This is a genomic window from Micromonospora sp. NPDC005174 (assembly GCF_040608495.1).
Taxonomy (GTDB): Bacteria; Actinomycetota; Actinomycetes; order Mycobacteriales; family Micromonosporaceae; genus Micromonospora.
Genome location: NZ_JBEXIJ010000019.1, coordinates 49161 through 74492 on the forward strand (window position 1 = coordinate 49161; position 25332 = coordinate 74492).

At 72.2% G+C, this 25332-nt stretch carries 25 protein-coding genes; 9 read left to right on the forward strand and 16 right to left on the reverse strand.

What is annotated here, in order from left to right:
- Positions 1 to 29: 29 nt before the first annotated feature.
- The 5 genes from ABZU91_RS21015 to ABZU91_RS21035 all read right to left on the reverse strand — a co-directional run bounded on the left by ABZU91_RS21015 (position 30) and on the right by ABZU91_RS21035 (position 7791).
- Positions 30 to 950 (reverse strand): hydroxymethylglutaryl-CoA lyase, encoded by a 921-nt coding sequence (locus tag ABZU91_RS21015; protein ID WP_355242832.1) that lies wholly within the window; start codon positions 948 to 950, stop codon positions 30 to 32.
- Positions 951 to 1063: 113 nt separating this feature from the next.
- Positions 1064 to 2401: a biotin carboxylase N-terminal domain-containing protein gene (locus tag ABZU91_RS21020; RefSeq protein WP_355242835.1), complete on the reverse strand. Its 1338-nt coding sequence runs from the start codon at positions 2399 to 2401 to the stop codon at positions 1064 to 1066.
- Between the two features lie 71 nt (positions 2402 to 2472).
- Entirely contained in the window at positions 2473 to 3072 is a 600-nt protein-coding gene (locus tag ABZU91_RS21025) for a TetR/AcrR family transcriptional regulator (protein ID WP_355242838.1), read from the reverse strand.
- Between the two features lie 70 nt (positions 3073 to 3142).
- Complete coding sequence (locus ABZU91_RS21030; protein ID WP_355242841.1) at positions 3143 to 6001, reverse strand: hypothetical protein; 2859 nt, start codon at positions 5999 to 6001, stop codon at positions 3143 to 3145.
- Positions 5998 to 7791 (reverse strand): HSP90 family protein, encoded by a 1794-nt coding sequence (locus ABZU91_RS21035; protein ID WP_355242844.1) that lies wholly within the window; start codon positions 7789 to 7791, stop codon positions 5998 to 6000. Before ABZU91_RS21035 ends, ABZU91_RS21030 begins: the two co-directional genes overlap by 4 nt.
- A 121-nt stretch (positions 7792 to 7912) precedes the next feature.
- Here ABZU91_RS21035 and ABZU91_RS21040 point away from each other — a divergent pair, with 121 nt between their 5' ends.
- Genes ABZU91_RS21040 through ABZU91_RS21050 form a run of 3 tightly spaced genes read left to right on the forward strand, consistent with a single transcriptional unit; the run spans position 7913 to position 10897 of the window.
- Positions 7913 to 9154: an MFS transporter gene (locus ABZU91_RS21040; RefSeq protein ID WP_355242847.1), complete on the forward strand. Its 1242-nt coding sequence runs from the start codon at positions 7913 to 7915 to the stop codon at positions 9152 to 9154.
- Positions 9155 to 9185: 31 nt separating this feature from the next.
- Positions 9186 to 9722 (forward strand): SigE family RNA polymerase sigma factor, encoded by a 537-nt coding sequence (locus ABZU91_RS21045; protein WP_355242850.1) that lies wholly within the window; start codon positions 9186 to 9188, stop codon positions 9720 to 9722.
- Complete coding sequence (locus ABZU91_RS21050) at positions 9719 to 10897, forward strand: hypothetical protein (RefSeq protein ID WP_355242853.1); 1179 nt, start codon at positions 9719 to 9721, stop codon at positions 10895 to 10897. Before ABZU91_RS21045 ends, ABZU91_RS21050 begins: the two co-directional genes overlap by 4 nt.
- A gap of 64 nt (positions 10898 to 10961) precedes the next feature.
- Here the strand turns inward: ABZU91_RS21050 and ABZU91_RS21055 are convergent, their stop codons facing one another.
- The 4 genes from ABZU91_RS21055 to ABZU91_RS21070 all read right to left on the reverse strand — a co-directional run bounded on the left by ABZU91_RS21055 (position 10962) and on the right by ABZU91_RS21070 (position 14942).
- Complete coding sequence (locus ABZU91_RS21055; protein ID WP_355242856.1) at positions 10962 to 11864, reverse strand: sulfurtransferase; 903 nt, start codon at positions 11862 to 11864, stop codon at positions 10962 to 10964.
- 125 nt (positions 11865 to 11989) lie between these two features.
- Positions 11990 to 13576: a hypothetical protein gene (locus ABZU91_RS21060; protein WP_355242859.1), complete on the reverse strand. Its 1587-nt coding sequence runs from the start codon at positions 13574 to 13576 to the stop codon at positions 11990 to 11992.
- A gap of 147 nt (positions 13577 to 13723) precedes the next feature.
- The gene (locus tag ABZU91_RS21065) at positions 13724 to 13954 is read right to left on the reverse strand and encodes a hypothetical protein (protein ID WP_355242862.1); all 231 of its coding nucleotides are present in this window, start codon (positions 13952 to 13954) and stop codon (positions 13724 to 13726) included.
- A gap of 220 nt (positions 13955 to 14174) precedes the next feature.
- Positions 14175 to 14942: an SGNH/GDSL hydrolase family protein gene (locus ABZU91_RS21070; RefSeq protein ID WP_355242865.1), complete on the reverse strand. Its 768-nt coding sequence runs from the start codon at positions 14940 to 14942 to the stop codon at positions 14175 to 14177.
- A 493-nt stretch (positions 14943 to 15435) separates the two neighbouring features.
- On the opposite strand from ABZU91_RS21070, the gene ABZU91_RS21075 reads away from it, so the two are divergent.
- The 6 genes from ABZU91_RS21075 to ABZU91_RS21100 are packed head-to-tail and all read left to right on the forward strand — an operon-like array spanning position 15436 to position 21095.
- Positions 15436 to 16575 carry a transporter substrate-binding domain-containing protein gene (locus ABZU91_RS21075; protein ID WP_355242868.1) on the forward strand — a complete coding sequence of 380 codons (1140 nt, stop codon included), beginning with the start codon at positions 15436 to 15438 and terminating at the stop codon, positions 16573 to 16575.
- Positions 16461 to 17675 carry a hypothetical protein gene (locus ABZU91_RS21080; protein ID WP_355242871.1) on the forward strand — a complete coding sequence of 405 codons (1215 nt, stop codon included), beginning with the start codon at positions 16461 to 16463 and terminating at the stop codon, positions 17673 to 17675. The genes ABZU91_RS21075 and ABZU91_RS21080 overlap by 115 nt, the downstream gene beginning before the upstream one ends.
- A 53-nt stretch (positions 17676 to 17728) precedes the next feature.
- Complete coding sequence (locus ABZU91_RS21085; RefSeq protein ID WP_355242874.1) at positions 17729 to 19498, forward strand: proline--tRNA ligase; 1770 nt, start codon at positions 17729 to 17731, stop codon at positions 19496 to 19498.
- A gap of 56 nt (positions 19499 to 19554) precedes the next feature.
- The gene (locus ABZU91_RS21090; protein ID WP_355242877.1) at positions 19555 to 19980 is read left to right on the forward strand and encodes a CBS domain-containing protein; all 426 of its coding nucleotides are present in this window, start codon (positions 19555 to 19557) and stop codon (positions 19978 to 19980) included.
- A 30-nt stretch (positions 19981 to 20010) separates the two neighbouring features.
- On the forward strand, positions 20011 to 20439 hold the full coding sequence (locus ABZU91_RS21095) for a SufE family protein (protein ID WP_355242880.1): 429 nt from the start codon (positions 20011 to 20013) through the stop codon (positions 20437 to 20439).
- A 20-nt stretch (positions 20440 to 20459) separates the two neighbouring features.
- Positions 20460 to 21095, forward strand: coding sequence for a DsbA family oxidoreductase (locus tag ABZU91_RS21100; RefSeq protein WP_355242883.1), 636 nt, complete (start codon positions 20460 to 20462; stop codon positions 21093 to 21095).
- 54 nt (positions 21096 to 21149) lie between these two features.
- Here ABZU91_RS21100 and ABZU91_RS21105 read toward each other — a convergent pair whose 3' ends face one another.
- From ABZU91_RS21105 to ABZU91_RS21135, 7 genes are all read right to left on the reverse strand, one after another.
- Positions 21150 to 21698, reverse strand: coding sequence for a YbaK/EbsC family protein (locus ABZU91_RS21105; RefSeq protein ID WP_355243023.1), 549 nt, complete (start codon positions 21696 to 21698; stop codon positions 21150 to 21152).
- Between the two features lie 83 nt (positions 21699 to 21781).
- Complete coding sequence (locus tag ABZU91_RS21110) at positions 21782 to 21976, reverse strand: hypothetical protein (RefSeq protein WP_355242886.1); 195 nt, start codon at positions 21974 to 21976, stop codon at positions 21782 to 21784.
- A gap of 37 nt (positions 21977 to 22013) precedes the next feature.
- Positions 22014 to 22793 (reverse strand): NAD(P)H-binding protein, encoded by a 780-nt coding sequence (locus tag ABZU91_RS21115; protein ID WP_355242889.1) that lies wholly within the window; start codon positions 22791 to 22793, stop codon positions 22014 to 22016.
- 68 nt (positions 22794 to 22861) lie between these two features.
- Positions 22862 to 23383 (reverse strand): GAP family protein, encoded by a 522-nt coding sequence (locus tag ABZU91_RS21120; protein ID WP_355242892.1) that lies wholly within the window; start codon positions 23381 to 23383, stop codon positions 22862 to 22864.
- On the reverse strand, positions 23365 to 23502 hold the full coding sequence (locus ABZU91_RS21125; protein ID WP_355242895.1) for a hypothetical protein: 138 nt from the start codon (positions 23500 to 23502) through the stop codon (positions 23365 to 23367). Before ABZU91_RS21125 ends, ABZU91_RS21120 begins: the two co-directional genes overlap by 19 nt.
- 52 nt (positions 23503 to 23554) lie before the next feature.
- Positions 23555 to 24943: an MFS transporter gene (locus ABZU91_RS21130; RefSeq protein WP_355242898.1), complete on the reverse strand. Its 1389-nt coding sequence runs from the start codon at positions 24941 to 24943 to the stop codon at positions 23555 to 23557.
- A 58-nt stretch (positions 24944 to 25001) separates the two neighbouring features.
- Complete coding sequence (locus ABZU91_RS21135) at positions 25002 to 25262, reverse strand: hypothetical protein (RefSeq protein ID WP_355242901.1); 261 nt, start codon at positions 25260 to 25262, stop codon at positions 25002 to 25004.
- Positions 25263 to 25332: the final 70 nt, after the last annotated feature.

Below are 25332 nucleotides of genomic sequence, written 5' to 3' on the forward strand. Positions count from 1 at the left end.
CGTGTTCCGCCGGCCCCTTCGTCGCGTCCTCAGCTCGGCATCGGCGTCAGCCGGGTACGCGGGCCCGCCCGCAGCACGCCCGAGGGCAGCTTCTTGCCGAGCAGCTCCTCGGCCAGCTCGGCCACCTCGATCAGGGCGTCCAGGTCGATGCCGGTGTCGATGCCCATGTCGTGCAGCATGTGCACCGCCTCCTCGGTGGCCAGGTTGCCGCTGGCGCCCGGCGCGTACGGGCAGCCGCCCAGGCCACCGACGCTCGCGTCGAACTCGGTCACCCCCAGCTCCAGTGCGGTCAGCAGGTTGGCCAGCGCCGTACCCCGGGTGTTGTGGAAGTGCAGCAGCACCGGCACGTGGGCGTTGCGGTCGCGTACCGCGGTCAGCAGCTCACGGACCCGACGCGGAGTGGCCATGCCGGTCGTGTCGCCGAACGCCACCCGGTCCGCGCCGTCGCGGACCACGCGGTCGACGATGCCGGCGACCCGCCCCGGGTCGATGTCCCCCTCGTACGGGCACCCGAAGCTGGTCGCCACGATCACCTCGACCCGCGCCCAGGCCCCGTGCAGGAGGTCGATCAGCTCGGCGATGTCGTCCAACGACTCGTCGGTCGAGCGGTTGACGTTCCGGCGGTTGTGGGTGTCGCTGGCCGACACCACGACCTCGATCTCGGTGAACCCGGCGGCCAGGGCCCGCTGCGCGCCCCGGGTGTTCGGCACCAGCGCCGAGTACCGCACGCCGTCGGTCTTCGCCGCCCGCCGCCACACCTCGTCGGCGTCAGCCATCTGCGGGATCGCCTTCGGGTGCACGAACGACACCGCCTCGATCCGGCGTACCCCGGTGGCGGAGAGCGCGTCGAGGAGCCGCACCTTGGCGTCGGCGGGAATCGGCTCCTCGTTCTGCAACCCGTCTCGCGGCCCGACCTCGCGGATGGAGACGGAATCCGGCAACTGGCTCATGGTCACCTCGCTGTGACGTCGGATGGGGGGCGGCGGTCGGTGCTGTTGGGTGCCAGTGTCGGCCCGCCGGACCGCAGGGCACCAGCCCCGCGAGCCGACGACGGCCGGCCGGGTCAGCGCATGCGGGAGACGATGCCGGTGTCGTAGGCGCCGGAGCGGAACTCCTCGTTCTCCAGCAGCTCGGCGAAGAACGGGACGTTGTTCTTCGGGCCCTCGATCTGGAACGCCGCGACCGCGTCGCGAGCGCGTTCGAGCACCTCGTCGCGGGTCGCGCCACTGACGATCAACTTGGCCAGCAGGCTGTCGTAGAACGGGGTGACCGTGTTGCCCCCGGTGTATCCGGAGTCGACCCGGACACCCTCGCCCGTCGGCTCCACCCACGTCCTGATCACACCCGGCCCCGGCAGGAAGCGCTTCGGGTCCTCCGCGTTGATCCGCATCTCGATGGCGTGCCCGCTCGGCACGAGCGCGTCCGGGTCGAAACTGGGCGCCAGCCCGGCCGCCACCCGCAGCTGCTCCTCCACCAGGTCGACGCCGTAGACGTACTCGGTCACCGGGTGCTCCACCTGCAGCCGCGTGTTCATCTCCAAGAAGAAGAACTCACCGGAAGTGGGGTCGAGCAGGCATTCCACCGTGCCCGCGTTGCGGTAACCCACGGCCTCGCCGGCTCGGACCGCCGCCGCCAGCAGGCGTGCGCGCAGTTCCGGCGAGACGGCCGGCGACGGGGACTCCTCGACCAGCTTCTGGTTGCGCCGCTGCACCGAGCACTCCCGCTCGCCGAGCGCCACCACCCGACCGTCGGCCAGGCCGAGGATCTGCACCTCGACGTGCCGCACCCGAGGAAAGTACCGCTCGATCAACACCGAACCGTCGCCGAACATCCGCTCGGCGAAGGCACGCACCTTGTCGTACTCGGTGCGGAGCGCGGCCTCGTCGGCGGCCACGCCCATGCCCATGCCGCCGCCACCGGCTGCGGCCTTGACCATCACCGGGTAGCCGATCTCGGCGGCGGCCGTCACGGCCGCGTCCAGGTCGGCGGCCGGGTCGGTGGTGCCGGGCGCGACCGGCACGCCGGCCGCCGCCATCAGGTTACGAGCATTGATCTTGTCGCCCATGGCGGTGATCGCGTCCGCGCCGGGCCCGACCCAGATCAGGCCGCTCTCCTCGACGGTACGGGCGAACTCGGCGTTCTCCGACAGGAAGCCGTAACCGGGGTGGATGGCCTGCGCGCCGGTCGACTTCGCGGCGGCGAGGATCGCCTCGACGTTGCGGTAACTCTGCGCCGGGTTGGGCGGGCCGATGAGAACGGCCTCGTCCGCCTCGACGACGAACGGCAGCTCGGCGTCCGCCTCCGAGTACACCGCGATCGCGCGGATGCCGAGCCGCTTCGCGGTCCGGATGACCCGGCGGGCGATCTCGCCCCGATTGGCGACCAGCAGTGACTCGATCATGTTTCCTCCCGGCGTCCGGATGTTGGGACGATGTCAGGGAATCATGACCGGCGCACTTCTGACGAGTCGGATCAGGCGAGCAGTGCGGCCAGGGTCGCTCCGCGCAGCAGCTCGGCACGTCGACGCCGGTCCACCTCGCCGCCGAGGAACGGGGTCGAGTTCATCAGGCCGAACGCGGCGTGCGCCAACACCCGCGCCTCACCGTCGGGCATGCCCGGGTGCAGCGCGGTCAGCACGGTCACCCACTCCTCGACGTACATCCGCTGCAGGCGGCGGATCCGACGGCGCGGCTCCTCCGGCAGGCGGTCCAGCTCGTGCAGGTGCAGCGCGATCACCGCCGGGTTGGCCAGCGCGAACTCGACGTGGAAGTCGATCAGCGACTCCAGCACGGCGCGCGGGTCGTCCGAATGCCCGGCGGCGCGCTCCCGGCCGCCGGCCAGCAGCCCCTCACTGACCGGGATCAGCGCGGCGGCCAGCATCGCCTCCTTGCCGGCGAAGTGGTGATAGAGCGCCGGACCGGTCACCCCTGCTGCCGCGCCGATGTCGTCCATCGACACGCCGTGGTAACCACGGGCGGCGAACAGACCGACCGCGATCTCCAGGATCTCGTCCTTGCGGGACCGACGTCGGCCCGTACCCGTCGCACCCCGCGCCTGCTGCTCCACCGTCACCGGGCAAGCGTAGACCGCGAGCTGGGAACGGTGGGGCGATGGTTACCGGACGGTCCAGTCGGTGCAGCGGTCAGTCGTCCGGGTCGAGGTCGTGCTCCTGTCGTAGAGCAGCCGCCTCGGCGGGCCGGTCGAGCAGGTCCAGGGCACGGGCCAGCAACCACGCCGTCTGGCGGACCGGACGCGAGCCGGCCGGCAGACCACCGAGTACGCGACGCAGCAGCGGCTCCGCCTCGGCCGGCCGGTCCAGTCGGAGCAACAGCTCACCGACGAGTGTCTCCACCTGGGCCGCCTCACCGAACGCCTCGATCGACCGCAACCGGTCGGGCACCCCGGAGAGCCGTTCCAGCGCCTCGTCGAGCCGCCCCTCACCGGTCAGCACCCGCGCGCCGGTCTCGGCCGTCATCGCCAACTCGTACGTCACCGGCGGCTCCGGCTGCCCGGCCAACGCCGCCGCCAGCCCGTCCGCCAGTTCGACGGCGTGCACCGCCTCCGGCAGGTTGTCGGACCAGAACCAGGCGTACGCCTCCCGACGGCGGGCGCGCAGCTCGTCCAGCGGAAGCTCGGCGAGCCGGTACGCGGTGGCGGCGGCGGCGAACCGCTCGGCGGCCACGGCGTCCCGGTCGGCGTCGTACAGGATGCCGCCGGCCTCCTCCAGCACCTGGGCCCGGTTGGGCAGGTTGTCCGGGCCGTCGAGGTTGACGGACAACTGCTCCAGCAGGGCCAGCGCGGGGTCGATCTCGCCGAGCCCCGCGTAGACCCCGGCCAGCAGGTGTCGGCAGCGGTCGGCCTCCGCCTGGGCACCCAGTCGGTCCAGGCCGAGCACGGCCTCCTCGGCGACCTCGGCCGCCTCCGCGAGCCGACCCACCACCCGGTACGCGTTGGCCAGCTCCCAGCGCAGGAACGCATCCCCCTCGGCGCCATGCTCCACGCAGATCGTCACCGCCTCGACGAAGTCGTCCACCGCGTCGGCGGCACGGCCGGCGGAGAGCAGCGCCCGCGCGCGGGCGACCCGTACGGGCAGCTCCGCGTCCGCCGGCGCCATCCGCAGCGCCTCGTCGCAGGCGGCCACCGCCTCGGCCGGATCGTCGACCGTCCTCGCGCAGGTCAGGCAGGCTGCCACGACCAGCTCGCCGACGCCCAGCTCGCGGCCGATCCGACGCGCCTCCTCGGCGGCGGCGCGGGCCTCGTCGACGCGGTCGGACTGCTCCAGCAGATGCGCCCGGTGCAGCGCGACGCGAGCCCTCAGGTGCTCATCGCCGCCCGCGTCGGCAGGTATCCGATCCAGGGCCGTCAGGGCGTCCGCCCACCGTTGCCGGTGCAGCAGCGCCAACGCCAGCCGGTCGTGCCCGGCGGCACGCTGCCGGGGATCGCCGAGCCGATCCAGCGCCTCGGCCGCCTCCCGGACCAGCGCGAGCCCCTCCTCGGCGTACTCGTCGACGCGGGTCAGCAGCACACCGAGTCGCCCCGCGACAACCTGGGCATGCAGCTCCTCACCCGCCGAGCGGTACCGGTCCAACGCCGCCCGGTTCAGCTCGACCGCGCCCTCGATGTCGTCCTCGTCGCTTCGCTCGGCGGCTCGCAGCGCAAGCCGGTGCGCGACCGTACGCGACGGCAGGTCGGCGGTAACGAACCCCTCGTCGTACGCCGCCAGCGCCGCCTGGAACGTCGCCCGGTCGTGTCGGCCCCAGCTCTCCTCGGCGACGGTCAGCAGCTCGTCGGCGTCGGCGGGCAGGGGCACAGTGGACGCCTCGACCGGCGCTCGGCCAGCTCGCTCGGACACGGGCACCGCCGCGCCGGTCGGTGCGTCCCCGCTCGGACGTACCGGACGACGACGGACGCTCGCGGAGAGCGGCAGGTGCTCGCCGGGCCGTACGGCGAGCCGGCGCGCGATCCACTCCGACTGGTGGGTGGTCCCGTTGCGGACGTCGAAGCGGGCGGCCAGCTCGGTCGCCGTACCCGCCAACTCGTCGGCCAGCGTCGGCGCGGGCACCTCGGCAGCCGGCCGGCCCTCGGCGGCCCGGCGGTAGACCGTCGCCGCGCCGGCTTGGCGCAGCGCGGCGGCGGCCGTGGCCGCGAAATGCATGGCCGCGGCCGGCGACGGCGGTCGGTCCAGCCAGTCCAGGTGCCGCTCGACCAGCTCGACCGCCCGCGCCTCGTTACCGGTGAGCGTGCAGAACTCGATGTGGTCGCCGATGTCCCACAGGTCGGCAAGGCTGCCGCGCAGCTTGCGGTACGCCTCCCGGTGCGCGTCGCGCGCCGAGGAACCCCGGCCGGTACGCAGGTAGGGCAGGAGGAGCGCCGTGAGGATCGCCTGCGGTTGCTCGGTGCAGGTCAACCGGCCGGCGAGCACCGGCTCGGCCAGGGCCACCGCCTCGGCGTCCCGCCCGGTGTCGGCGAGGTAGCCCACCTGGCTCGTCGGGTCGCACCCGGCGCAGTCGGACAGGTCGTCGCGGGGCGTCGTCTGCCACAGCCGGTACCAGTGCGCGGCGGCCTCGGCGTCGCCCACGTGGTCGGCGACCCGGAACCGGTGCTTGTGGACGGTCTGCAGGCTGTGCCCACCGGCCCGGTAGCGCCGCTCCATGTCGTCGAGCACGGCGTACGTGCGGTCCAGCGGCACCTCGGGGAACTTCAGCAGACCCGAGATCATGTACTTGAAGTGCCACAGCAACTGGTGCAGGTGACGCTGGTGGTAGGGCTGCGGATCGCGGTCGAACTCGGACAGGCACCAGGAGAACGTCACGAACGACTTCGCCGGCTCGCCCCCGTAGACGTACCCCGTCGTCGCCTGCATGCGGGTGACGAATGCGAGGTGCCGGTCGTCGGCGGCGTCCACCCGGCGCAGCAGCTGCTCCAGCGCGGCGATCTGCCCCGCCCCGTACGGCATGTCGGCGATGCCACGCAGCACCCGCCACAGGTCCTCGTCGCTCATGCCTGCTCCCGTCCCGGCACGGCCCGGCCGAGCAGGCCGAGGAAGGAATTGTTCAGTAGCGCCGCGTCGGCCGCGCGGATCGGATGGTGCCCGAGCAGCAGCGCCTGCCCGTACAGCGCCTCGACGGCGAGCCCGACCAGCTCCGGGTCGCCCAGCATCGTGACCCGCCGTACCAGCGGGTTGCGGTGGTTGAGCACCAGTTGCGGGCGGTCCGGCGGAGCGGTGGCGGCGAGCGCGTCGAGCACCCCGCCCCACAGCTCGTCGGCCCGGTCGCGGCTCGCGGCGAGCTGGTCGTTGAACGCCGCCGACCGGCTCACCAGATAGAGCGCGGGCAGCGAGACCGGGTCGTACGCCCGGATGACCACCTCGCAGCCGGAACGCTCGACGGCTCGCTGCGCGGCGCTGAGGAACGGACGCAGGGCCAGTTCCACGGACGGATCGAGGGCCTCGAAACGGGTGGTGAGGTCACTCGGCTCGAGTCGTTCGATCAGCACCGAGCGGTCCACCGCCGGCAGCCGCTCGATCAGCTCGGTGTCGTACGTGTAACCGGCGTTGACCACCGCCAGATCCTGCGCGGCGGCCACCGCGGCGAGCTGGCGGAACTCGTCGAGGCTGGCCGCGTAGCGGAGCACCCCGTAGCGCTCCCGGAACTCGGCGAGGGTGAGCGTGCCGACGTTGGTGTCCATCGGCCACCACCTGTCGACCAGCCGGAGCATGTCGTCGTCGTGCAGCGCCAGCGCCTTCACGCCGAGGTGGTGCACCTGGAGGAACTCGGCCAGCCGGTGCGGGTCGTGCCGCGCCAGCCGGACCAGCCAGCCGCGTACCTGGTCGCCGAGCGCGTCTCGGGTCGCGGTCAGCAGGGTGTCCTCGTAGAGGGCCTCGCGGCTGGCCGTCGGGCGCAACTCGGTCGCGTCGACCACGCAGTGCGCGAAGAACGCCCAGTCCGGCAGCAGGCCGTCGGCGTTCTCGGTGAGCAGCATCCGCTTGAGGTAGACGCGGTGCCCGGCGCGCGCCGCCGGGTTCACCGGGGTGGGCAGGATGACGGCGACACCGGTCAGCCCGGCCTCGGGAACGCTCAGCGGCAGCACGTCGAATGGCTCCACACCGAGCGTCTCGCGGGCGTACGCGATCAACGCCGCCCGGTCGACGGGCGCTCCGGGCGTCGTCGGCCAGGGTGGCTCGCCGACGGTGGTGACCACGTCGCCGACCCGGACGGTGACCGGCAGCAGCGAGCCGAAGAGCCGCGCCAGGTCGACGACGGTGGGGGTGCTGAACCACTGGTCGGCGTCGCGTCGGGGCACCAGCGTCACCGTCGTGCCCACCTCGGCGCGGGCGGCCTCCGGCGGCGCCACGGTCACCGCGTACCGGCCGTCGGCGTACCCGGTCCACCGGACCGTGGGGTTGTCGCCGTGGCGGGTCAGCACCTGGATCTCGTCGGCCACCAGGAAGCAGGAGAGCAGGCCGATGCCGAACTGGCCGAGGAACTCGTGCCGGGAGAAGCCGAGCTCGTCGCGCTTGGAGCTGCGGCCGATGGTCGCCAGCAGCTCGTGCACCTGCGCCTCGGTCAGGCCCACGCCCGTGTCGTGCACCCGCAGGGTGCCGTCCCCGGTGACCTCCGGGGTCTCGATACGGACCAGCGCCGGCGCGTCCGGCTCGCTCGTACGTCGGGCGGTGATCGCGTCCACCCCGTTCTGGAGCAGCTCCCGGACGTAGACCCGAGGGCTGCCGTATAGGTGATGGCTGAGCAGGTCGACCACGCCACGCAGGTCGACCTGGAAAGTGTGGTCCACGCCTGTGCTCTCCCCGGTCCCGATGCCGGCGCTCACCGTACCCAAGATCACTGACGGTCCGCGTCCCCCTTTCGCCCGGCGGCTTGACCCTCGACCCGGTCGAACCGGCACGGTCGGCGGCATGACCTCCTCCGCTCTGGGCCGGAACTTCCGACTGCTCTGGTCCGCCGTCGTCGCGTCCCGCTTCGGGGATACGCTGCGGACGCCGGCGCTGGCGCTGCTGGCGGCGACGATGACCCGTGACCCCCGGGTCATCGCCGGGGTCACCGTTGTCGCACAGGTGCCGCCGCTGCTCTTCGGCCTGCTCGGCGGCGTGTACGCGGACCGCTGGGACCGCCGTCGGACGATGGCCCGCATCGACGGGCTACGCGCCGCGGTGGTGGCGGCGCTGGCCGTGGCGGTGGCCGTCGACCGGGCCGGCGTCGCGCTGCTGCTGGTGGCGGCATTCCTCCTCGCCACGCTGGGCACTTTCTTCGACTCCGCCTCGTTCGCGCTGCTCCCGGCGCTGGTGCCGGCGGCCGCGCTGCCCCGGGCGAACGGCCGCCTCCAGGCAGGTTCGGCGGTGGCAGGCGGTTTCCTCGGCGCTCCCGCAGCCGGCATCCTGTTCGCCACCGCCCCGGCTCTGCCGTTCGCCCTCGACGCCGTCACCTTCGCGGTGGCGGCACTGCTCGTACTGGCCCTCACCCCGCCGTCCGCCGTCCACAAAGCGCCGGCCACCGTGCCCGCATCGGTGTGGGGCGACATCGTGGAGGGAGTTCGCTGGCTGCGCGCGCACCAGACCATGTGGCGGGTCACGCTGCTCGCCGCAGCGAGCAACCTGGCGATCTCCGGAATCATGGCGGTGCTGGTGCTGTACGCGCTGGACGTGCTGCGGGTGCCGCAGGCCGGGTACGGGCTGTTCGCCGCGGTGGTGATACTCGGCGGGGTCGCCGGGGCGCTCGGCGCGGGCCGGCTCGCTGCCCGGCTCGGCACGGTGCCCGCGCTGGGCGCGGTTCTCGCCGCGCAGACCGTGGCGCTGACCGGGTTCGCGCTGGCTCGACACCCGGTGCCGGGCGGAATCGCCCTGGCCGTCTTCGCCGCCGGGACCGTGGTGTGGAACAGCCTGTGGGCGTCGTACGGTCAGCGGCAGGTGCCGGCGGGGCTGCTCGGCCGGGTCGGCGCGGCCCAGCGGATGGTCGGTCTGCTCACCGCCCCGATCGGCGCGGCGCTCGCCGGGCTGGTCGCCGCCACCTACGGGACGGTGCCGGTGGTGGGCGCCGCAGCCGGCGTGTTCGCGCTGGTGACGGTGGTGGCGTGGCAGATACTGCGACCGGCCGGGAAATCAGCCCAACCTTTTCCGCCCTCTCGTGCGTCTGTCGGGTGACGCGCACCGCGGGCGGCCGGAAGGGGTGCGGATGGGATCGACGGCGGACGACGGCCGCGACGGCTACCTCGCCTTCGTGGAGAGCAACCAGCACCGGCTCCTGCGCGCGGCGTTCCTGATCTGCGGCAACCGGCACCAGGCCGAGGACCTTCTCCAGGACGCCCTGCTGAAGCTGGCGCTGCGCTGGGCTTCGGTCCGTGACGGCGATCCCGCCGCGTACGTGCGGGCCATCCTCTACCGGGACGCGGTGTCCTGGTGGCGGCGTCGTCGCCGGGAGTGGCTCAGTGCCGCGCCGCCGGAGCGGGCCGCGCCGGACCGGGACGGCGCGCTGCGGCTGACCCTGCACGACGCGTTGGGGACGCTGCCGCCGCGGCAACGGGCCGTGCTGGTGCTGCGGTACTACGAGGACCTCACCGAGGTCGCCACGGCCGAGGCGCTCGGGGTGACCGTCGGCACCGTGAAGAGCCAGTGCCACCTGGCGCTGCGTCGCCTCCGGGAGGTGGCTCCCGATCTCACCGGCGACGACCGACCGGGTCGGGGCGCCAACGGTGTGGAGGTGAACCAGTGAACGAGCAGGATCTGCGCGACCTGTTCGCCGTCACCGTGCAGGACGTGCTGCCCAGCGCACCGGCGACGGCCGGCTGGGACCGGGCGCGGCGTACCCGGCGTACCCGACGGGTCGTCGGCGCGGTCGTCGTGGCCGTGGCGTTGGCCGGCGGTGCGGCGGTCGCCCTACGACCGTCCCCCGATCCACGCCTGACCCATCCGGTGGCGCCCACCGTCGTGCCCACCCACGCGACTTCCGTGCAGCGCCCACCCGCCGAGCTGACGTTCCCCCCCGACCCGCTGAGTCGGATCAGCGGCCCGCCGACCGTGGCGCTGTCCGCGCGACCGGTCCAGCGGGCGCTGGCGCTGTTCCAGCCGCTGAACGAGGAGGGTCAACCGGACGGCCCGATCCGAATCCTCGGCGACGACGGTGTGGTCCGCAGTCTCGACGTGGTGACGCCGGCACCCACCTGGGACGAGAGCGGCAACGAGGCGACAGCGGTCAAGCCGGGAGTCCTGTCGCCGGACGGCCGGTGGGCGGCGTTCGCGCAGACCAACGAGCTGATCATGGTCGACCTCACCACGGCGGGCGTACGTCGCGTCCCGCTCGACGGTTACCTGGAGCTGGTGGTGTGGGCGCACGACCGGGTGCTGGTCGGCGGCGACAACCGGGCGTACGTCGTGGAACGGGACACCGAGGCGGCCAGCACCACCGACGTGTCGGCCTGGAATCTGGTCACACCCGATCCGGAGGCCGGTCGTGGGGCGGCTCTGCTCGAGATGGTCGGCGAGCGCGGTGGCCTGAAACTGCAGAGCCGGACCGGCTTCGACGGCCCGGTCCGCTCCGAACAGCGGATCACCGGGGACGCACTGCCCCGGCCGTTCCAGGTGAACGAGTTCTACGGCCGAGGTTGGCTGCACGGGGGCAGGTTGGCCAGCGCCGGATGGATCGTCAACGACCAGATCAGCGGCGCGGAGGGGGTGGCCGTGCTGGACTCCCGCACCGGCGCGGTGACCCACCTGCTCGATCTCGGGCGGGACCGCGCCAAGGGCTGCTGTCCGGTGCTGGGCTGGGACAACAAGGGCGCGGTGCTGCTCCGCCTGGAACCGGCCGCCCTGGCCCGTTGGGACCCGGAGACCGGCGCGATCACCGGAATCATCGCCGACCTGCGCGGCGTGCTGGCGCTGGCCGGCTGAGGGGCGGCGTGCTGGCGCTGGCCGGCTGAGACTCGTCGAGTGCTCAGCCGGCCGGGCGCACCCCTCAGGCGGCGATACCGCCGGGCTGGTCGCCCTTGACGACGGGCGCCCGGACCAGGTTGCCCCACTCCGTCCACGAGCCGTCGTAGTTGCGCACCTGCGGGTAGCCCAGCAGGTGCCGCAGCACGAACCAGGTGTGGCTGGACCGCTCACCGATCCGGCAGTACGCGATCACGTCGTCGTCCGGGCTGAGCCCGAGCTGGTCGGCGTAGATCGCCTTCAGCTCGTCGGCGGACTTGAACGTCCCGTCCTCGTTCGCGGCGGACTTCCACGGCTTGCTGACCGCGCCCGGGATGTGCCCGCCGCGCAGCGCGCCCTCCTGCGGGTAGTCCGGCATGTGCAGCATCTCGCCGGTGTACTCGCCCGGGGACCGCACGTCGACCAGCGGCCGGCCCACGGCGATGTGCGCCATCACCTGCTCGCGGAACGCCCGCAGCGGCGCGTCGTCCCGCAGCGGCACCGGGTAGTCCGCGCGTGGTCGGGCGGGCTTGTCGCGGGTCAGCTCGCGCCCCTCGGCGATCCACTTCTGCCGGCCGCCGTCGAGCAGCCGCACGTCGGCGTGGCCGAAGAGCGAGAAGACCCAGAGGGCGTACGCGGCCCACCAGTTGAAGTTGTCGCCGTAGAAGACCACTGTGTCGCCCCGGCCGATGCCCTTCGCGGCGCACATCTCGGCGAAGGCCGTCGCGTCGAGGTAGTCCCGGGTCACCTGGTCGTTCAGGTCGAGGTGCCAGTCGACCTTCACGGCGCCGGGGATGTGACCGGATTCGTAGAGCAGGACGTCCTCGTCGGACTCGACCACGACGAGGCCCTCGTCGCCCAGGTGCTCGGCCAACCAGTCGGTGGTGACCAGTCGCTGCGGGTCGGCGTACGCCTGGAGGCGGGGATCAGGATCGTTCGGCACAGACATGATCCCCAAGGTACGCCGCGGCACCGCCGGACGGCCCGCCATCGGGGATCGGGGGGTCACGGATGTGGCGCGGAACGCTGCCGGCCCGTCACCCGGGGACGGATGACGGGCCGGCAGACGTCGGTCTAGCTGCTTGCGGGCCCCTCGGCCACCGTGAAGTACCAGGTGGCCGGGTCCAACTCGGTGCCGTCCGCTCTGATGCCGACGACCTCGAGCATCGAGAAGCCGGCCTCCGTCGGCGTCCAGGTCACCGATGCGCTCCCGTCGGCGTCAGCCTGCACCGTGCGGGGCTCCTCGTTGAAGAACGAGTAGCGGTAGCTGACGGTGCCGGGTACGACCGGCGTGAAGGTGAACACGCCGGGCACACCCGGCCCACCGCCTTCGCCCCACTCCTCGTAGACGGTCGCGGAGATCCTCGGCGCGGTGCCGGTGGCGAAGAAGCTGTAGTTGGTGACCGGCGACTCGTTACCGACGGCGTCGACGCTCCACACGTCGAGGGAGTTCGGGCCTCTACGGGGGGTGAGGGTCACCGTGGCCGAACCCCCGGGATGGTTGGCGGTCACCACGCCTGAAGCACCACTGTTGAGCTGGTAGCGGAACCCGACGACGTCCACCGCGCCTGCGGCGTCGAAGGTGAATTCGCCCGGTAGCGCCGGCGGCTGCGGCCCGTCGACCGGGAAGTCGGTGGAGGCGACCGTCGGAGCCGTGGCCGGGCCCTCGTGGTCGGTACGGAAGTAGCAGACCGGACTCCAGTCACTGGTGGCCCGGTCGTCCGCCGCCTGCACCTGCCAGGCGTAGACGCGGTCGTGCTCGAGCGGGGTGTCGTGAGCCCAGAACCGGCCCAGCGCCCGCTGACCGTCGCGGACGTAGTCGGCCCGTACGATCCGCGCCTCCGGCTCGTCGACCGGCCAGAGTGCGAACGTCGCGGTGAGCTGGTCCGTCCCACCGGTGACGTTGAGATCCTTGTCGTGCACGACCGCCGAAAGAATCAGGTCGCGCCGTGGTACCACCTGGTACGGCTCGGCGACGGTGCAACTCGTGCCACTCAGGGTCTGTAGATCGGTCGGCACCCCGGGCGGGAAGTTGTGGTCGATGGAGAGACCGACCTGGCTGGCGTACTTCCGGGCCAGCGTCGGGTCCTTCTCGACCGCCGCCGGGAGCCGGAGCGACAGGGTCAGCGTGCTCTTGCCCTCGGCAAGCGCCTGGCGAAGACCTTCCGTCGCGTCGAAACCGACGTAGGACCACGGGCAGCCCAGCTCGGCAGGCAACGTGGTGGTGTCGATCCGCGCGAGGTCGACCGGTGGCTTCGTCCAACTGGACTGGGCGGTGTACGGCGCGGTGCGCCACAACTCCACCTCAGGACGCTTGGTGCAGTCGCCCGCTCTGGTCTCCTTGGCATCGAACGTGGCGAGTTGGATGTCCGCACCCCTATAGCGGGTGATGTCGAAGGTGAAGTACGCCCGCGAGGTGTGCGCACGCCCCTTCTTGTCGACCCAGGTGCCGATCGGCACGTCGCCTGCCTGATCGATGTTGATCGTCTTCGGCTGTACGGAGTCCGTCCAGGCCCAGGAGTTGTTCTTCTCGTAGCGCACGTCGTAGGCGGCAGCCGGCGTGGCGGTCGAGACGACGACCATTCCGACGGCGGCCAGTGTGGACAGTGCGGCGGCGAGCACGGGTCGCCTGGTTGATCTGGACGACGTCCTGACAGGCATGAGGGTCATCCCTCATCCACCCTTCCCCGATGGTCCCCATGCGTGATTGATGGGGGTAGCGGATCGTATCCAGCCGGAGCGCTGTCGGGTGACCCGCCAGAGGGCCGGGGGTGGATGGCAGTCGGCACGATCCGGTGAGGGACGCGCTCAGGCGCGTCGGTGCGCGATCCTGCCGGCGACCACTGTCGCGAGGCAGGTGCCGTCGGCGTCGTGCACCGACAGATCCGCCCGGCCACCGGCAAGAAGGGTCGGCGTCACAGCTTGGGCCAGCACCTGAAGGTCGCTCCGCCCGACGGCGGCCCGCAGCGCCGGCTCGGCCAGATGCTCGACGAGCACCGCCGTGACCCCGCGTCGCAGCAGCCGCGTGCACCCGCTCACGCGGGGTGGGCGCCGCCGGCAGCGGGCCGTCGTGCAGCAGGCCGGGCCCGAGCGTGCCGGGCCAACGACGGACCCGCACCTCCGCGTACGCCTCGGTCAGCTCGGCGAACGGGCCGACCTCCTCGACGCGGTCGCCGTCCACCAGCACGCCGTGGTCCGGAACCGGCTCGCCGTCCTGTTCGCGGCGCAGCAGTGGCGCGGTGTGCAGGGTGCGCACGGTTCAGTCGACGATCGGCCCGAGCAGCGGGCGCTTCGCGGTCACCGTGTCGCCGGACGATCGGCCGGTGAGCCGCCGCTTGATCCACGGAGCCAGGTACTGCCCGGCCCAGCGCAAATCGGCCGCGCGGGCGGCGAGCCACGGCGACGGCGCCGGGTGCGGCGGGACCATCAGCCACTCCTCGTCGCAGCCCACGCCGAGCGCGTTCAGCACCTGCGCGGCGACGCGCCGGTGCCCGGCCGGGGAGAGGTGCAGCCGGTCGGTGCTCCACAGCATCGGGTGGAGGAACGTGTCGTCGGCGTACAGGTCGACCAGGATCGCGCCGTGCCGCGCGGCGGTCTCCCCGACCGCGTGGTTGAGCAGTTCCACCCGGGGCGCGACGAGACGCTGACCGGGCAGCCGCGCCATCACGTCCGCGAATCGGAAGAGCAGCACGTCCGCGCCACCCGAACGGAGCTGCCGGACGACATCGTCGAAGCGGGAGACCAGCGCCTGCGGGTCGAAGCTCCGACGAAGGACGTCGTTACCACCGGCCGCGAAGCTGATCAGGTCCGGCTTCATCGCCACCGCGGAGGGCACCTGCTCGGCGACCACACTGGGGAAGAGCCGGCCCCGGATGGCCAGGTTCGCGTACCGGAAGTCAGGGCCCGCCTCGACGGCGAGTCGGGTCGCCACCAGGTCCGCCCAACCTCGGAAGGTGCCATCCGGGTACGCATCGTCCATACCCTCGGTGAAGCTGTCCCCGACCGCGACAAAACTGCGCCAGCGCACCCGCGCCCCCCTCACGCCACCGTTGCCTGCGGCGACCAGTCTTTCACCGGAGGCGCATCGGCCGGTGCCCCGATCGGTCGACGTGGCGGAGGTCATGCGCGCGCCTCGATCGAGGGCCTTGATCGAGGGCCTTGATCGAGGGCCTTGATCAACACGAGTTCACCGATATCGCGGTATCCGAGTCGGGTTGACACCGCAACTTCGGTGAACTCGTGTCGATCACCCGCAACGTCGGGTCGCTGTGGCCAAGCAGATCATCCGGCGGCACTGGATCCTGGGGTCCTGCGAGCGGTGTCAGGGCCGGGTTGGAACGTGCGGAGCGCTGACATGGGCCCGGGAGCGCATGACGGCGTACCGCCACACCGGCAATCGGACGACCGACTTAGCCCTCACGGACCAGTCGCGAATCCGGCTGATGGCGGAGTGCCATGGTTCGCCACCAGGCCCCACAATGGAGAGCCGGTCACCGGGCCGTGCAGCGGGGAGGGCCTAGTTGAGTCAGGCAAGCGAGCCGAGCCCCGCCGGGCCGGCCCCGGAGTTGGGCACACCGTCGCGCAGCACACGGACCCGTCAGATCCGGCTCGTGGGGCTCGTCGTCGCACTGGCCGTCCTGGCGGCGGCACTGGTCCCGATCATCCTCGCCGCGGGTCCGCCGACGCGGGACGAGTTGCTGGAGGACGCCGGCCTCAAGGGCAAGCAGCAGCTCGTCATCGGGGTGAAGGACGACCAGCCGGGCATCTCGCAGCGCCTTCCGAACAACGTCTGGAAGGGCTTCGACGTCGACATCGCGTACATGATCGCGAGCGATCTCGGGTTCGACCACTCCCAGGTGCGTTTCGTGCCGATCGAGAGCGAGGACCGGGCCCGTCGACAGGCCCAGGACAACGACGGGTTCGTCATCGTCGACCTGGTCATCGCCTCGTACAGCATCAACGACAAGCGCCGGGAGGAGGGCGCTGTCTTCTCGGCCGCGTACCTGAACACCGAGCAGTCGGTGCTGACGTTGAAGGACTTCAAGGGGCAGGTGAGCAGCCTGGAGGATCTGCGGGGACTGACGGTCTGCTCGCTGACCACCTCGACGTCCATCCAGCGCCTCGCCGAGGCCGGCGCCACGCCGGTCGGCCGGAACAGGATCAGCGAGTGCGTCCAGGAGCTGTACGACGGCAAGGTGCAGGCCGTCACCACCGACGCGGCGATCCTCGCCGGGTTCGTCACCGGTGACCAGCCGGGCGCCGACGGTCAGCACTTCCCGGTGTTCCTCAAGAACGTCAAACCGTTGCAGCACTGGGACATCGGCTCGTCTCCGCAGGAGCGGTGGGGTGTCAACACCGGTCCCAACCAGGCCCTGCTCGACCTGGTCGACCTCGCGCTCTACGAATCGGCCAAGGACGAGGAGAACTCGGCCTGGGAGAACGCGTTCAACGCCAACCTCCGTTGGCAGCAGGGCTACAACCTCCCGCAGCCGGTCGCGGAGCAGCAGCAGCCCGAGCCGAGAAAGGTAGAGGTGCGACAGTGGCCGTGGGAGAGGATCGCGCTACCACCGCCGGCGCACCCCGGATCGTCACCGGTGCGTTCGGGGCCGTTCGCCCGCGCCGGATGGCGGGGGCGCGGCAGGCGCAACAGTGGCTGCTGACCCTCCTACCCGCCTTCCCCGTCCTCCTGCTGGTGCTGCGGCTGTGGCAGCTCAGCCGGCAGGACATGTCCACGATGCTGCTGCTCGTCCAGTACGTCAGCCCGCTCGGCCTGCTCAGTGCCCTGTTGATCGCACTGGTGTGGGCGTTCCCCGTCGTCGTGCTCACCTTCGGCGTCCTCGGTCGGCTGCTCCGGCTCAGCGCTCCTGACCGCTTCGACCCGGAACGCTCACTGCTGGCCTCCGGGACGGCGCGTACCCCCGGGTGGGTGATCACCGCGGCGGTCGCGCTGGGGGCGCTCACCTGGCAGCTCCGCTTCCTGCCGTCGCTGCTGATGCTCGGCCTCTGGCTGCTGGCGCTGCGCACCCGCTACCTGCACCCGGATCAGCCGACCCGCGTCCTGCTGGTCAGCGTGGCCCTGCCGCTGGCGGCGGCGGTCCTGGCGTACAGCGTGCTCGGACCCGCGATCTGGACGGCGTACCGGGACGGCGAGCTGGCCACCGCAGCCCTGCTGGCGGTGCCGCCCGCCGCCACCCTGCTGCTCACCGGCCCGGTCCCCGACTGGATCGCTCCGACGCTGACCCACGGCCTGGCGTTCACGGTCGCCGTCGTACTCCCGGTGGTGATGGGCGCGGTCTTCCTCCGGGTGCCCCTGCTACCCCTCGCCGCGGTCGAGGTGCTCCCGAAGCAATCGGCCGCGACGGCCCCGGAAGTCCCGGCGTCGACAGCCCCGGGCGGCTCGGCCTCGCGGCCATCGAAAAGCACGACCTCAGCGGCCCCGGGCGCCCCCGGGAACGGCGGCACGGCAACCCCGGACGGCCCCCCGTCCGCCGCCGACGGCCGGCAGGTGGTGCTCGGCGCGCTCATCACGGTCACCGACACGTCGACGATCGTGCTGGACCGGACCGCCACCGTGCGGTTCCTGCCGAACGGCTGGGTCGAGTCGCAGGTCCTCTGCCCACAGCCGGCGGCGGTGCCGTACAGCCTGGTGTCGGTGCGCGGCTGGCCGGTGGAGGAGACCGCCCTGGACTGGATGATGCCCCGCCGGCCAGTCGCCGACCCGGACGTCCGCTGCGAGGGCCGGCTTCCCGGCACTCCGTGACGCCCGCCCGAATTGGATCGCCACAACCCGGATCGCGGTCCTAGGCTGCGCGGATGCTGCTACGCATGTCGACCCTGTTGCTGCGGACCCTGCGCGAGGATCCGGCCGACGCGGAGGTGCCGAGCCATCGGCTGCTGCTGCGCGCCGGTTACATCCGTCGCGCCGCGCCGGGCGGCTACACGTGGCTGCCGCTGGGCAAGCTGGTGCTGGACCGGATCACCGAGGTGGTGCGCGCCGAGCTGAACGCGATCGGCGACCAGGAGGTGCACTTCCCGGCGCTGCTGCCCGCCGAGCCTTACCGCACCAGCGGCCGGTGGACCGAGTACGGCGACCTCCTCTTCACCCTCGCCGACCGGCGCGGCGCCGAGCACCTGTTGGCGCCCACCCACGAGGAGATGGCGGCGCTGCTGGTCAAGGACGTGTTCACCTCGTACCGGGATTTCCCGGTGACGCTCTACCAGGTGCAGACGAAGTTCCGCGACGAGGCGCGACCCCGGGCCGGTGTGCTGCGGGGCCGGGAGTTCCTGATGAAGGACGCGTACTCCTTCGACCTGGACGAGGCGGGCCTGCGGGACGCGTACGCCCGGCACCGGGCGGCGTACCAGCGGATCTTCGACCGGCTGGGCCTGGAGCACACGGTGGTGCACGCGATGTCCGGCGCGATGGGCGGCTCGGCGTCGGAGGAGTTCCTGGCCACGACGCCGGTCGGCGAGGACACGTTCGTCGGCTGCACCGCCTGTGCCTACGCGGCGAACACCGAGGCCGTCCTCACCCGAGCGCCCGCCGCAGGCGACCCCGCCGCCCAGCCCGCGGCGCAGGTGTACGACACCCCCGAGACCCCGACGATCGCCAGCCTGGTCGAGCTGGCGAACAGCCGCCGACTCGGTAACCGCGACGGCTGGACCGCCGCCGACACCCTGAAGAACGTCGTCCTGACCGTCCGTCAGCCCGGGGCGGACCGCGCCGAACCTCTGGTGGTCGGGCTGCCCGGCGACCGGGAGGTCGACCTGAAGCGGCTCGCGGCCGCGCTGGAGCCCGCCCAGGTGGCGGTCTTCGACGAGTGGGCCGAGCATCCGGAGCTGGTACGCGGCTACATCGGCCCGCAGGTACTCGCCAAGCTGGGCATCCGCTACCTGGTCGATCCCCGGGTGGTGACCGGCTCCGCATGGCTGACCGGGGCGAACGAGCCGGGTCGGCACGCCACCGACGTGGTCTGCGGGCGGGACTTCACGCCCGACGGCACGATCGAGGCCGCCGAGGTGCGCGCCGGTGACCCCTGTCCCGACTGCGCCGACGGCGAGCTGACCATCCGGCGGGGCATCGAGATCGGGCACATCTTCCAGCTCGGCCGCCGGTACACCGACGCGTTCGCCGTCGACGTGCTCGGGCCGGCCGGCAAGCCGGTCCGACCCACCATGGGTTGCTACGGCATCGGGATCTCCCGGGCCGTCGCGGCCATCGCCGAACAGCACCACGACGAGCGGGGACTCCGCTGGCCGGCGGCGGTCGCGCCGTGTGACGTACACCTGGTGGTGGCGGGCAAGGGCCCGCAGCTAGACGCGGCGCTGGACCTCGGCGGGCGGCTGGCCGCCGCCGGCCTGCGCGTGCTGGTCGACGACCGGACGCACGTCTCGGCCGGTGTGAAGTTCACCGACGCCGAGCTGATCGGCATCCCGCGCGCCGTCGTGGTCGGCCGCCGACTTGCCGACGGGTACGTCGAGCTGCGCGAGCGGGCCGGCGACGGGCGGGTGGAACTTCCGGTGGACGGTGTGGTGGAACGGATCGTCGACGAGGTCGGCCGAGAGCGTGCGAACCTGGTGTAGCCACCGCGTCACGGGGTAGTGCAGTCGGATCGGGTGATACGTCTTCGGAGGATCTCATGACCGGTTACCGGGTCAGCGACGTGATGACCAAGCAGGTCGTGTACCTGTCGGCGGAGACCACCCTGGACGAGGCGGCCAGGGTGATGAAGGAGGCGGACATCGGCGACGTGGTGGTCACCGATGGCGCCACCCTCGCCGGCATGCTCACCGACCGGGACATCGTGGTGCGGGCCGTCGCCGAGAACGCCTCACCGGCGGCCACCACCATCGGCTCGATCGTCACCCGCGAGGTGGTCATGATCGAGCAGCACTGCACGGCCGGCGAGGCCGCGGCGCTGATGCGGGAGCGCGGCATCCGACGGGTGCTGGTCTGCGACACCGACCGCAAGCTGGTGGGGATCGTCTCCCTCGGTGACCTGGCCATGCAGCTCGACCCGACAAGCGCGTTGAGCGAGATCAGCGAACAGTCGCCGACCACGTGAGCCGTCGGCGCCGGCGGTAACCTCGAACCCATGGCTGACATGCCGGCCCGACTGGCCGAGATCGTCGACGAGTTCGCCGCCGCGCCGCGCGACCTGGTGCTGGAGATGCTGCTGGAGTACGCGGACGTGATCCCGCCGCTGCCCGCCGACGCCGCCGGGCACGAGGGCATGGAGCAGGTGCCCGAGTGCCAGACGGCGTTCTTCCTGCGCGCCACGGTGACGCCGGACGGGGTGGTCGAGACGCTCTTCGACTGCCCGCCGGAGGCGCCCACCACCCGGGCGTTCGCCGGGATCCTCGCCGAGGGGCTGGCCGGCGCGAGCGCCGAGGAGGTGCTGGCCGTCCCGGACGATCTCTACCAGCGGATGGGCCTGGCGCAGGCGATCAGCCCACTGCGGGTGCGGGGCGGCACCGCCATCCTGGGACGGCTCAAGCGGCAGATCCGGGAACAACTCGCCTGACCGGGCAGTTGCCACCGATCATGGAGATCGACATCTACGCGGACGTCGTCTGCCCGTGGTGCTACCTGGGCAAGCGTCGCCTGGACGAGGCAATCGCCCGTTACGACGGCGAGGTGACCGTCCGCTACCGGCCGTTCCAGCTCGACCCGTCGCCGGTGCCCGAGCCGCTTCCGGTCGTCGACGCGCTGGCCGACAAGTTCGGTGGTCCCGAGCGGGCGCGACAGATGGTCGCACGGGTGGTCCAGGTGGCGGCGGGTGACGGGCTCCGGCTGGACTACAACCACGCGGTGGCCGCAAACACCTTCGACGCGCACCGGCTGATCGCCTACGCCGCCGAGCGCGACCGGGCGGCCGAGATGGTGGAGGCCCTGTACCAGGCGCACTTCACGAAGGGCCTCGACGTCGGCTCCCGAGAGGCGCTGGCCACGATCGCCGGCTCGATCGGCCTCGACGCCACCGACGCCCGCCGGTTCCTCGACTCCGACGAGCGGACCGCCGAACTCGCCGCCGAGTTGGCCGCCGCCCACGACCTGGGCATCACGAGCGTGCCGATGTTCGTGCTGGCCGGCAAGTATGCGGTCAGTGGCGCCCAGGAGACATCCACGCTCCTCGCCGCGCTGGCCGAGGTCGAGCAGCGGGAGGCTGCCGCTCGCTAGCCATATCGACGTGCGTGATGTTTCACGTGCAACGGTATCGATGCCGGTGCCTGGTCAGGCCGGCCTGGCCAGGCCCTCCACGACCTGAGCGCCGGGCAGTGCGCCCAACGCCGGCCCCGGCAGGGCGATCTTGCTGTGTCGTACGCCGGACCCGATGATCACGTGCGGGGTGGCGATCACCCGGGAGTCCACCAGGATCGGCCACTGGGCCGGCAGTCCGATCGGGGTGATCCCGCCGTACTCCATGCCGGTCAACTCGACGGCGTCGGCCATCGGGGCGAAGCTCGCCTTGCGGACGTCCAGCGCCCTGCGGGCCACCCCGTTCACGTCGGCCCGGGTGGTCGCCAGCACGATGCAGGCCGCGTAACGGACCACACCGTCGCGCTTGCCGGCCACCACGACACAGTTGGCCGACACGTCCAGCCCCACCTCGTACGCCTCACAGAAGGCCGCCGTGTCGGCGAGGTCGGCGTCGATCGGTGCGACCAGCACGTCATCGACGTCCACCGGCGCGTCGGCCGGCCACTGGGCGATGGCCTCCGCCACCGGCGCGGCGAGCAGATCGAGGCGGGCACGGGCCGGTTCGGTCTTCAGCGTTCCCATCACGGGTGCGATCCTCGCATCCGTGCCGCCGGCCCGCCCGCCGACTCCCGTGGCGTCCCGCGACACCACCTCCGCGTCGCGGTTCAACTGCCCGCGAGGAACGCGTTGTCGTGCATGAACGAACGGTCGCGGGCGGCCGCCAGCTCCTCTTCGCGGCGGGCCCGGGCTCGCTGAAGCTCTAGGTCCTCCAGCGCGTGCCGGACGCCCAGCCGGATCACGCCGTAGAGGAAGACGAAACCGAAGACGTAGAGGATCACCGTGGTAACGACAACGAACATGACGTCACCGTAAGACGAACGTGAACCGGCGTCCCTCTCATCTCCGCGCGGTTCCCCCGTACGTGTCCCGAAGGTGGTCTCCCCAGGTGCGAACGCCGCGAGGCAGCGCCTCGGTGAGCAGTCCACCGGCGCGCAGTTCCCGGCCGAGCCGACCGGGAATCCGGATCGGCAGCAGTGGCCGACGCGACCCCCGCGCCTCTCGCCACGTGCGGACCGCCTCGTCGAAGCGGAGCACCTGCGGCCCGCCGAACTCCTCGATGCCCCCGAGCGGACCGGCGGCCAGCCGCGCCGCGAGCCGGGCCGCCACCTCGTCCAGATCGACCGGTTGGGCGAGGACCGCGCGGTCACCAAGCACCGGGCCCAGCCGCGCGCTGGAAGCCAGCAGGTCGTCGAGGAACTCGGGGAACTGGGTGGCGCGCAGCACCGACCACGGCACCGGACCGGCGGCGACCACCTGCTCGGCGGCGAGCTTGTGCCGGTAGTACGCGAACGGCACCCGGTCCACCCCGACGATGGAGACGTAGACCAGGTGCCGCACACCTGCCGCGCCGGCGGCCACCACCAGCCGCCGTGTGCCCAGTACATCCACCTGGTGCGTACGCCCCCGGGGCGAGGACGCCAGGTGCAGCACCGCGTCCACGCCGGTCACCGCCTCGACCAGCCCGTCCCCGGAGGCCAGGTCGACCACCACCCAGTCGACGCCCGAGCCGGTACGGGGCCGGCGACTCGTGGCCCGGACAGCCAGCCCGTCGTCGCGCAGTCGCGACAGCACGGCGCTTCCCAGGCGACCACCCGCCCCGGTGACCAGAACCCTCATCGTCCCCCTCCTCCTGCGCGGCCCGTCGTGCTGATGACGGCGTGCCGGCGGCACACGTGACGGCTGCGTCAACCCGAGCGGATCAGGTCCAGCACGGTCAGCAGAGCGAAGAACGCGATCACGATCTCGTTGACGATCCAGGCGTGCCCTTCCGCCCACTCCCGCATCCGCGCGAGCGTCCGCGCGGCCTTCTGCCCGAGCAGCACCAACGCCAGCAGTGGCACGGCGAGCAGGAGCACGGTGAGCAGCACGAACGGCACCAGGTGCCACCACGGAAGATCGTGTCGGGCCACGGTCGCGCCCACCGTCGCCATGGTGAGGTCGTCGGTGGGCGTCACCACGAAGAGCAGCGCGCCCGTCCGCGCCGCCCAACGCGGATCGGCGTGGCTGACACTGCCCAGCCAGCGCGGCGGCCCGGACCGGTCGCGGCGCAGCCAGATCACCACGGCCAGGACCACCAGCAGCGCGAGCACCACCAGGTCGATGGCCGGACCGCTGTCGACCTTCCGGGCGGCGGTGCTGGCATCGGTCGCCAGCCCACCCAGCACCCGGGTCAGCAGCCAGCTCGCCGTCACACCGGCGGCGACCACCAGCCCTGCACCGACGACGCTGCCCGGGGCCGGTCGGACGAGGCGAGGAAGACCGCCACGACCAGTTGGGTCCCGGCGACCATCACCACGGCCAGCGGCAGGACGGTCAGGAAGCTCATCGCCTGCCAGCCTGACGCCTGACCGGAACCGATGCGCCGAATCGTCGGCCGATCACCCGCCCGTCCGCGTACCTTCCGGCACCACGACCCGGCCGGCCAGCAACGCGCCGAGCAGCGCCAGACCGGCCGCCACCACAAGCGTCACCAGGTAACTCGACGGGCCGGGCGCGCTCCCGGCGGCCAGTACGGCACCGGTGAGCGCCAGCACTGTCGCCGCGAAGAGGGAGTCCCCCAGTTGCAACGACGAGCTGTTGCGGCCCTGCTCGCCGGGAGCCGACAGCTCCAGCGTGAGCACCGACAACGACGGGTAGAGCAGTCCCATGCCGAGCCCGGCGACCGCCCAGCCGAGCACGGCGACGGCAACCGGCACCTCGGGTCGGACGGCCAGCGCCACCGTCGCCGTACCGACGGTGATGGCGCACAGGCCGGCGCGCGGCAGGCTGGCCCGGGAGGCCGGCACCGGAATCCGGCCCTGTATCCAGGAGCCCACCGACCAGGCCAACGCACCCACCGTGAGGACCAGCCCGGCGGCGGTCGGTGACAGTCCCCGCTCCCGGGAGAGCATCAACGGGATGACCACCTCGGCGCCGACGAACGCCGCCGACGCCAAACCCCGCAGACCGACGACGGTGGGCAGCCCACGGGCCGCCCGCAGGAACCCGGGCGGCAGCAGGCGCGGAGCGCAGATCACCAGACCGACCAGCGCGAGCGCGACCACCGCCAGGGCCGCCGCGCCGCGCTGCTGTCCCCCGATGTGCAGCAGCGCGGCGCTCGCGCCCGCCCCGCAGGCCCAACCGATGCGGGCGACCGCGCCGCCCGGCGGCCGGGTCGGCACGGTCGTGTCGAGCGACCGGAGCCCGGGTTGGATCAGCAACACCGCCGGGACGGCCACCGCCGGCACCACGAGGAAGACCCATCGCCAGCCCAGGTACTCGACGATCAGCCCGGCCAGGGCCGGCCCGACCAGCGACGGTACGACCCACGCCGCCGCGAACGCGGCGAAGATCCGCCGGTGCAGCTCCTCCGGGTACGCCTGTCCGACGATGACGTAGAGCGCCACCGAGAGCAGTCCGGAGCCGAACCCCTGCACCACCCGGCCGATCACCAGCATGGTCATCACCTGTGCCGTCCCGGCGATCAGCAGCCCGACCACGAACCAGGCGACGCCGTGCCACATCGGCCCCCGCGGTCCCCGCGCATCGCACCAGATGCCGGAGACGACCATGGCCAGCACACCGGCGGCGAACGCACCACCGAACGCGATGCCGTACAGCGCCAGGCCGTCGAGACTGCGCGCGACGGTCGGCATGGCCGTGCCCACCGCCAACGCCTCGAACGCGAGCAGCGACACCAGCGCGACACTGCCCACCGTCATCGCCCGGAGCCGAGGTGCGAACAGCCCTACGGGCGCTGGGGCGAGGGTGGTGGTTGGGCTCGACATGCACCGAGCCTGCGACCTCAACCCGGATTCATGTCAACCAGGGGTGATCCGGCTCTCGTCAGGTCTCCTGGAGCGCCTCCCCGACGCCGCGTACCAGTCCCGAGAAATGCTGGTCCGCCAGGACATGCCCGGCGGTGATCACCAGGGCGAGCGGCCACTCGATCACCTGCAACGCGGCCAGGACTCCGAGCCCGGCGTAGTAGGCGACCTTGTCCGGCGGCGGTACGGCCACCTCGCCCAGCATCGGCAGCGCGACCCGCCGGCTGTACATCCGAACGTTCTCGCGTGAACCGTTGAGGTGTCGCGTCAAGGTGCTCATTCCGGCCTCCCCGTGTCCGGTGCTGGTCGTCGGATTCCACCGCCCACCCCGTCCATGCACCGTCGGCGGC

What these genes read in the sequence shown, in the direction of transcription:
- ABZU91_RS21015 (WP_355242832.1), bottom strand. Translation starts at nt 950, where the DNA reads ATGAGCCAGTTGCCGGATTCCGTCTCCATCCGCGAGGTCGGGCCGCGA.
- ABZU91_RS21020 (WP_355242835.1), bottom strand. Translation starts at nt 2,401, where the DNA reads ATGATCGAGTCACTGCTGGTCGCCAATCGGGGCGAGATCGCCCGCCGG.
- ABZU91_RS21030 (WP_355242841.1), bottom strand. Translation starts at nt 6,001, where the DNA reads ATGAGCGACGAGGACCTGTGGCGGGTGCTGCGTGGCATCGCCGACATG.
- ABZU91_RS21040 (WP_355242847.1), top strand. Translation starts at nt 7,913, where the DNA reads ATGACCTCCTCCGCTCTGGGCCGGAACTTCCGACTGCTCTGGTCCGCC.
- ABZU91_RS21045 (WP_355242850.1), top strand. Translation starts at nt 9,186, where the DNA reads ATGGGATCGACGGCGGACGACGGCCGCGACGGCTACCTCGCCTTCGTG.
- ABZU91_RS21055 (WP_355242856.1), bottom strand. Translation starts at nt 11,864, where the DNA reads ATGTCTGTGCCGAACGATCCTGATCCCCGCCTCCAGGCGTACGCCGAC.
- ABZU91_RS21060 (WP_355242859.1), bottom strand. Translation starts at nt 13,576, where the DNA reads ATGCCTGTCAGGACGTCGTCCAGATCAACCAGGCGACCCGTGCTCGCC.
- ABZU91_RS21085 (WP_355242874.1), top strand. Translation starts at nt 17,729, where the DNA reads ATGCTGCTACGCATGTCGACCCTGTTGCTGCGGACCCTGCGCGAGGAT.
- ABZU91_RS21090 (WP_355242877.1), top strand. Translation starts at nt 19,555, where the DNA reads ATGACCGGTTACCGGGTCAGCGACGTGATGACCAAGCAGGTCGTGTAC.
- ABZU91_RS21095 (WP_355242880.1), top strand. Translation starts at nt 20,011, where the DNA reads ATGGCTGACATGCCGGCCCGACTGGCCGAGATCGTCGACGAGTTCGCC.
- ABZU91_RS21100 (WP_355242883.1), top strand. Translation starts at nt 20,460, where the DNA reads ATGGAGATCGACATCTACGCGGACGTCGTCTGCCCGTGGTGCTACCTG.
- ABZU91_RS21105 (WP_355243023.1), bottom strand. Translation starts at nt 21,698, where the DNA reads ATGGGAACGCTGAAGACCGAACCGGCCCGTGCCCGCCTCGATCTGCTC.
- ABZU91_RS21110 (WP_355242886.1), bottom strand. Translation starts at nt 21,976, where the DNA reads ATGTTCGTTGTCGTTACCACGGTGATCCTCTACGTCTTCGGTTTCGTC.
- ABZU91_RS21115 (WP_355242889.1), bottom strand. Translation starts at nt 22,793, where the DNA reads ATGAGGGTTCTGGTCACCGGGGCGGGTGGTCGCCTGGGAAGCGCCGTG.
- ABZU91_RS21125 (WP_355242895.1), bottom strand. Translation starts at nt 23,502, where the DNA reads ATGAGCTTCCTGACCGTCCTGCCGCTGGCCGTGGTGATGGTCGCCGGG.
- ABZU91_RS21130 (WP_355242898.1), bottom strand. Translation starts at nt 24,943, where the DNA reads ATGTCGAGCCCAACCACCACCCTCGCCCCAGCGCCCGTAGGGCTGTTC.
- ABZU91_RS21135 (WP_355242901.1), bottom strand. Translation starts at nt 25,262, where the DNA reads ATGAGCACCTTGACGCGACACCTCAACGGTTCACGCGAGAACGTTCGG.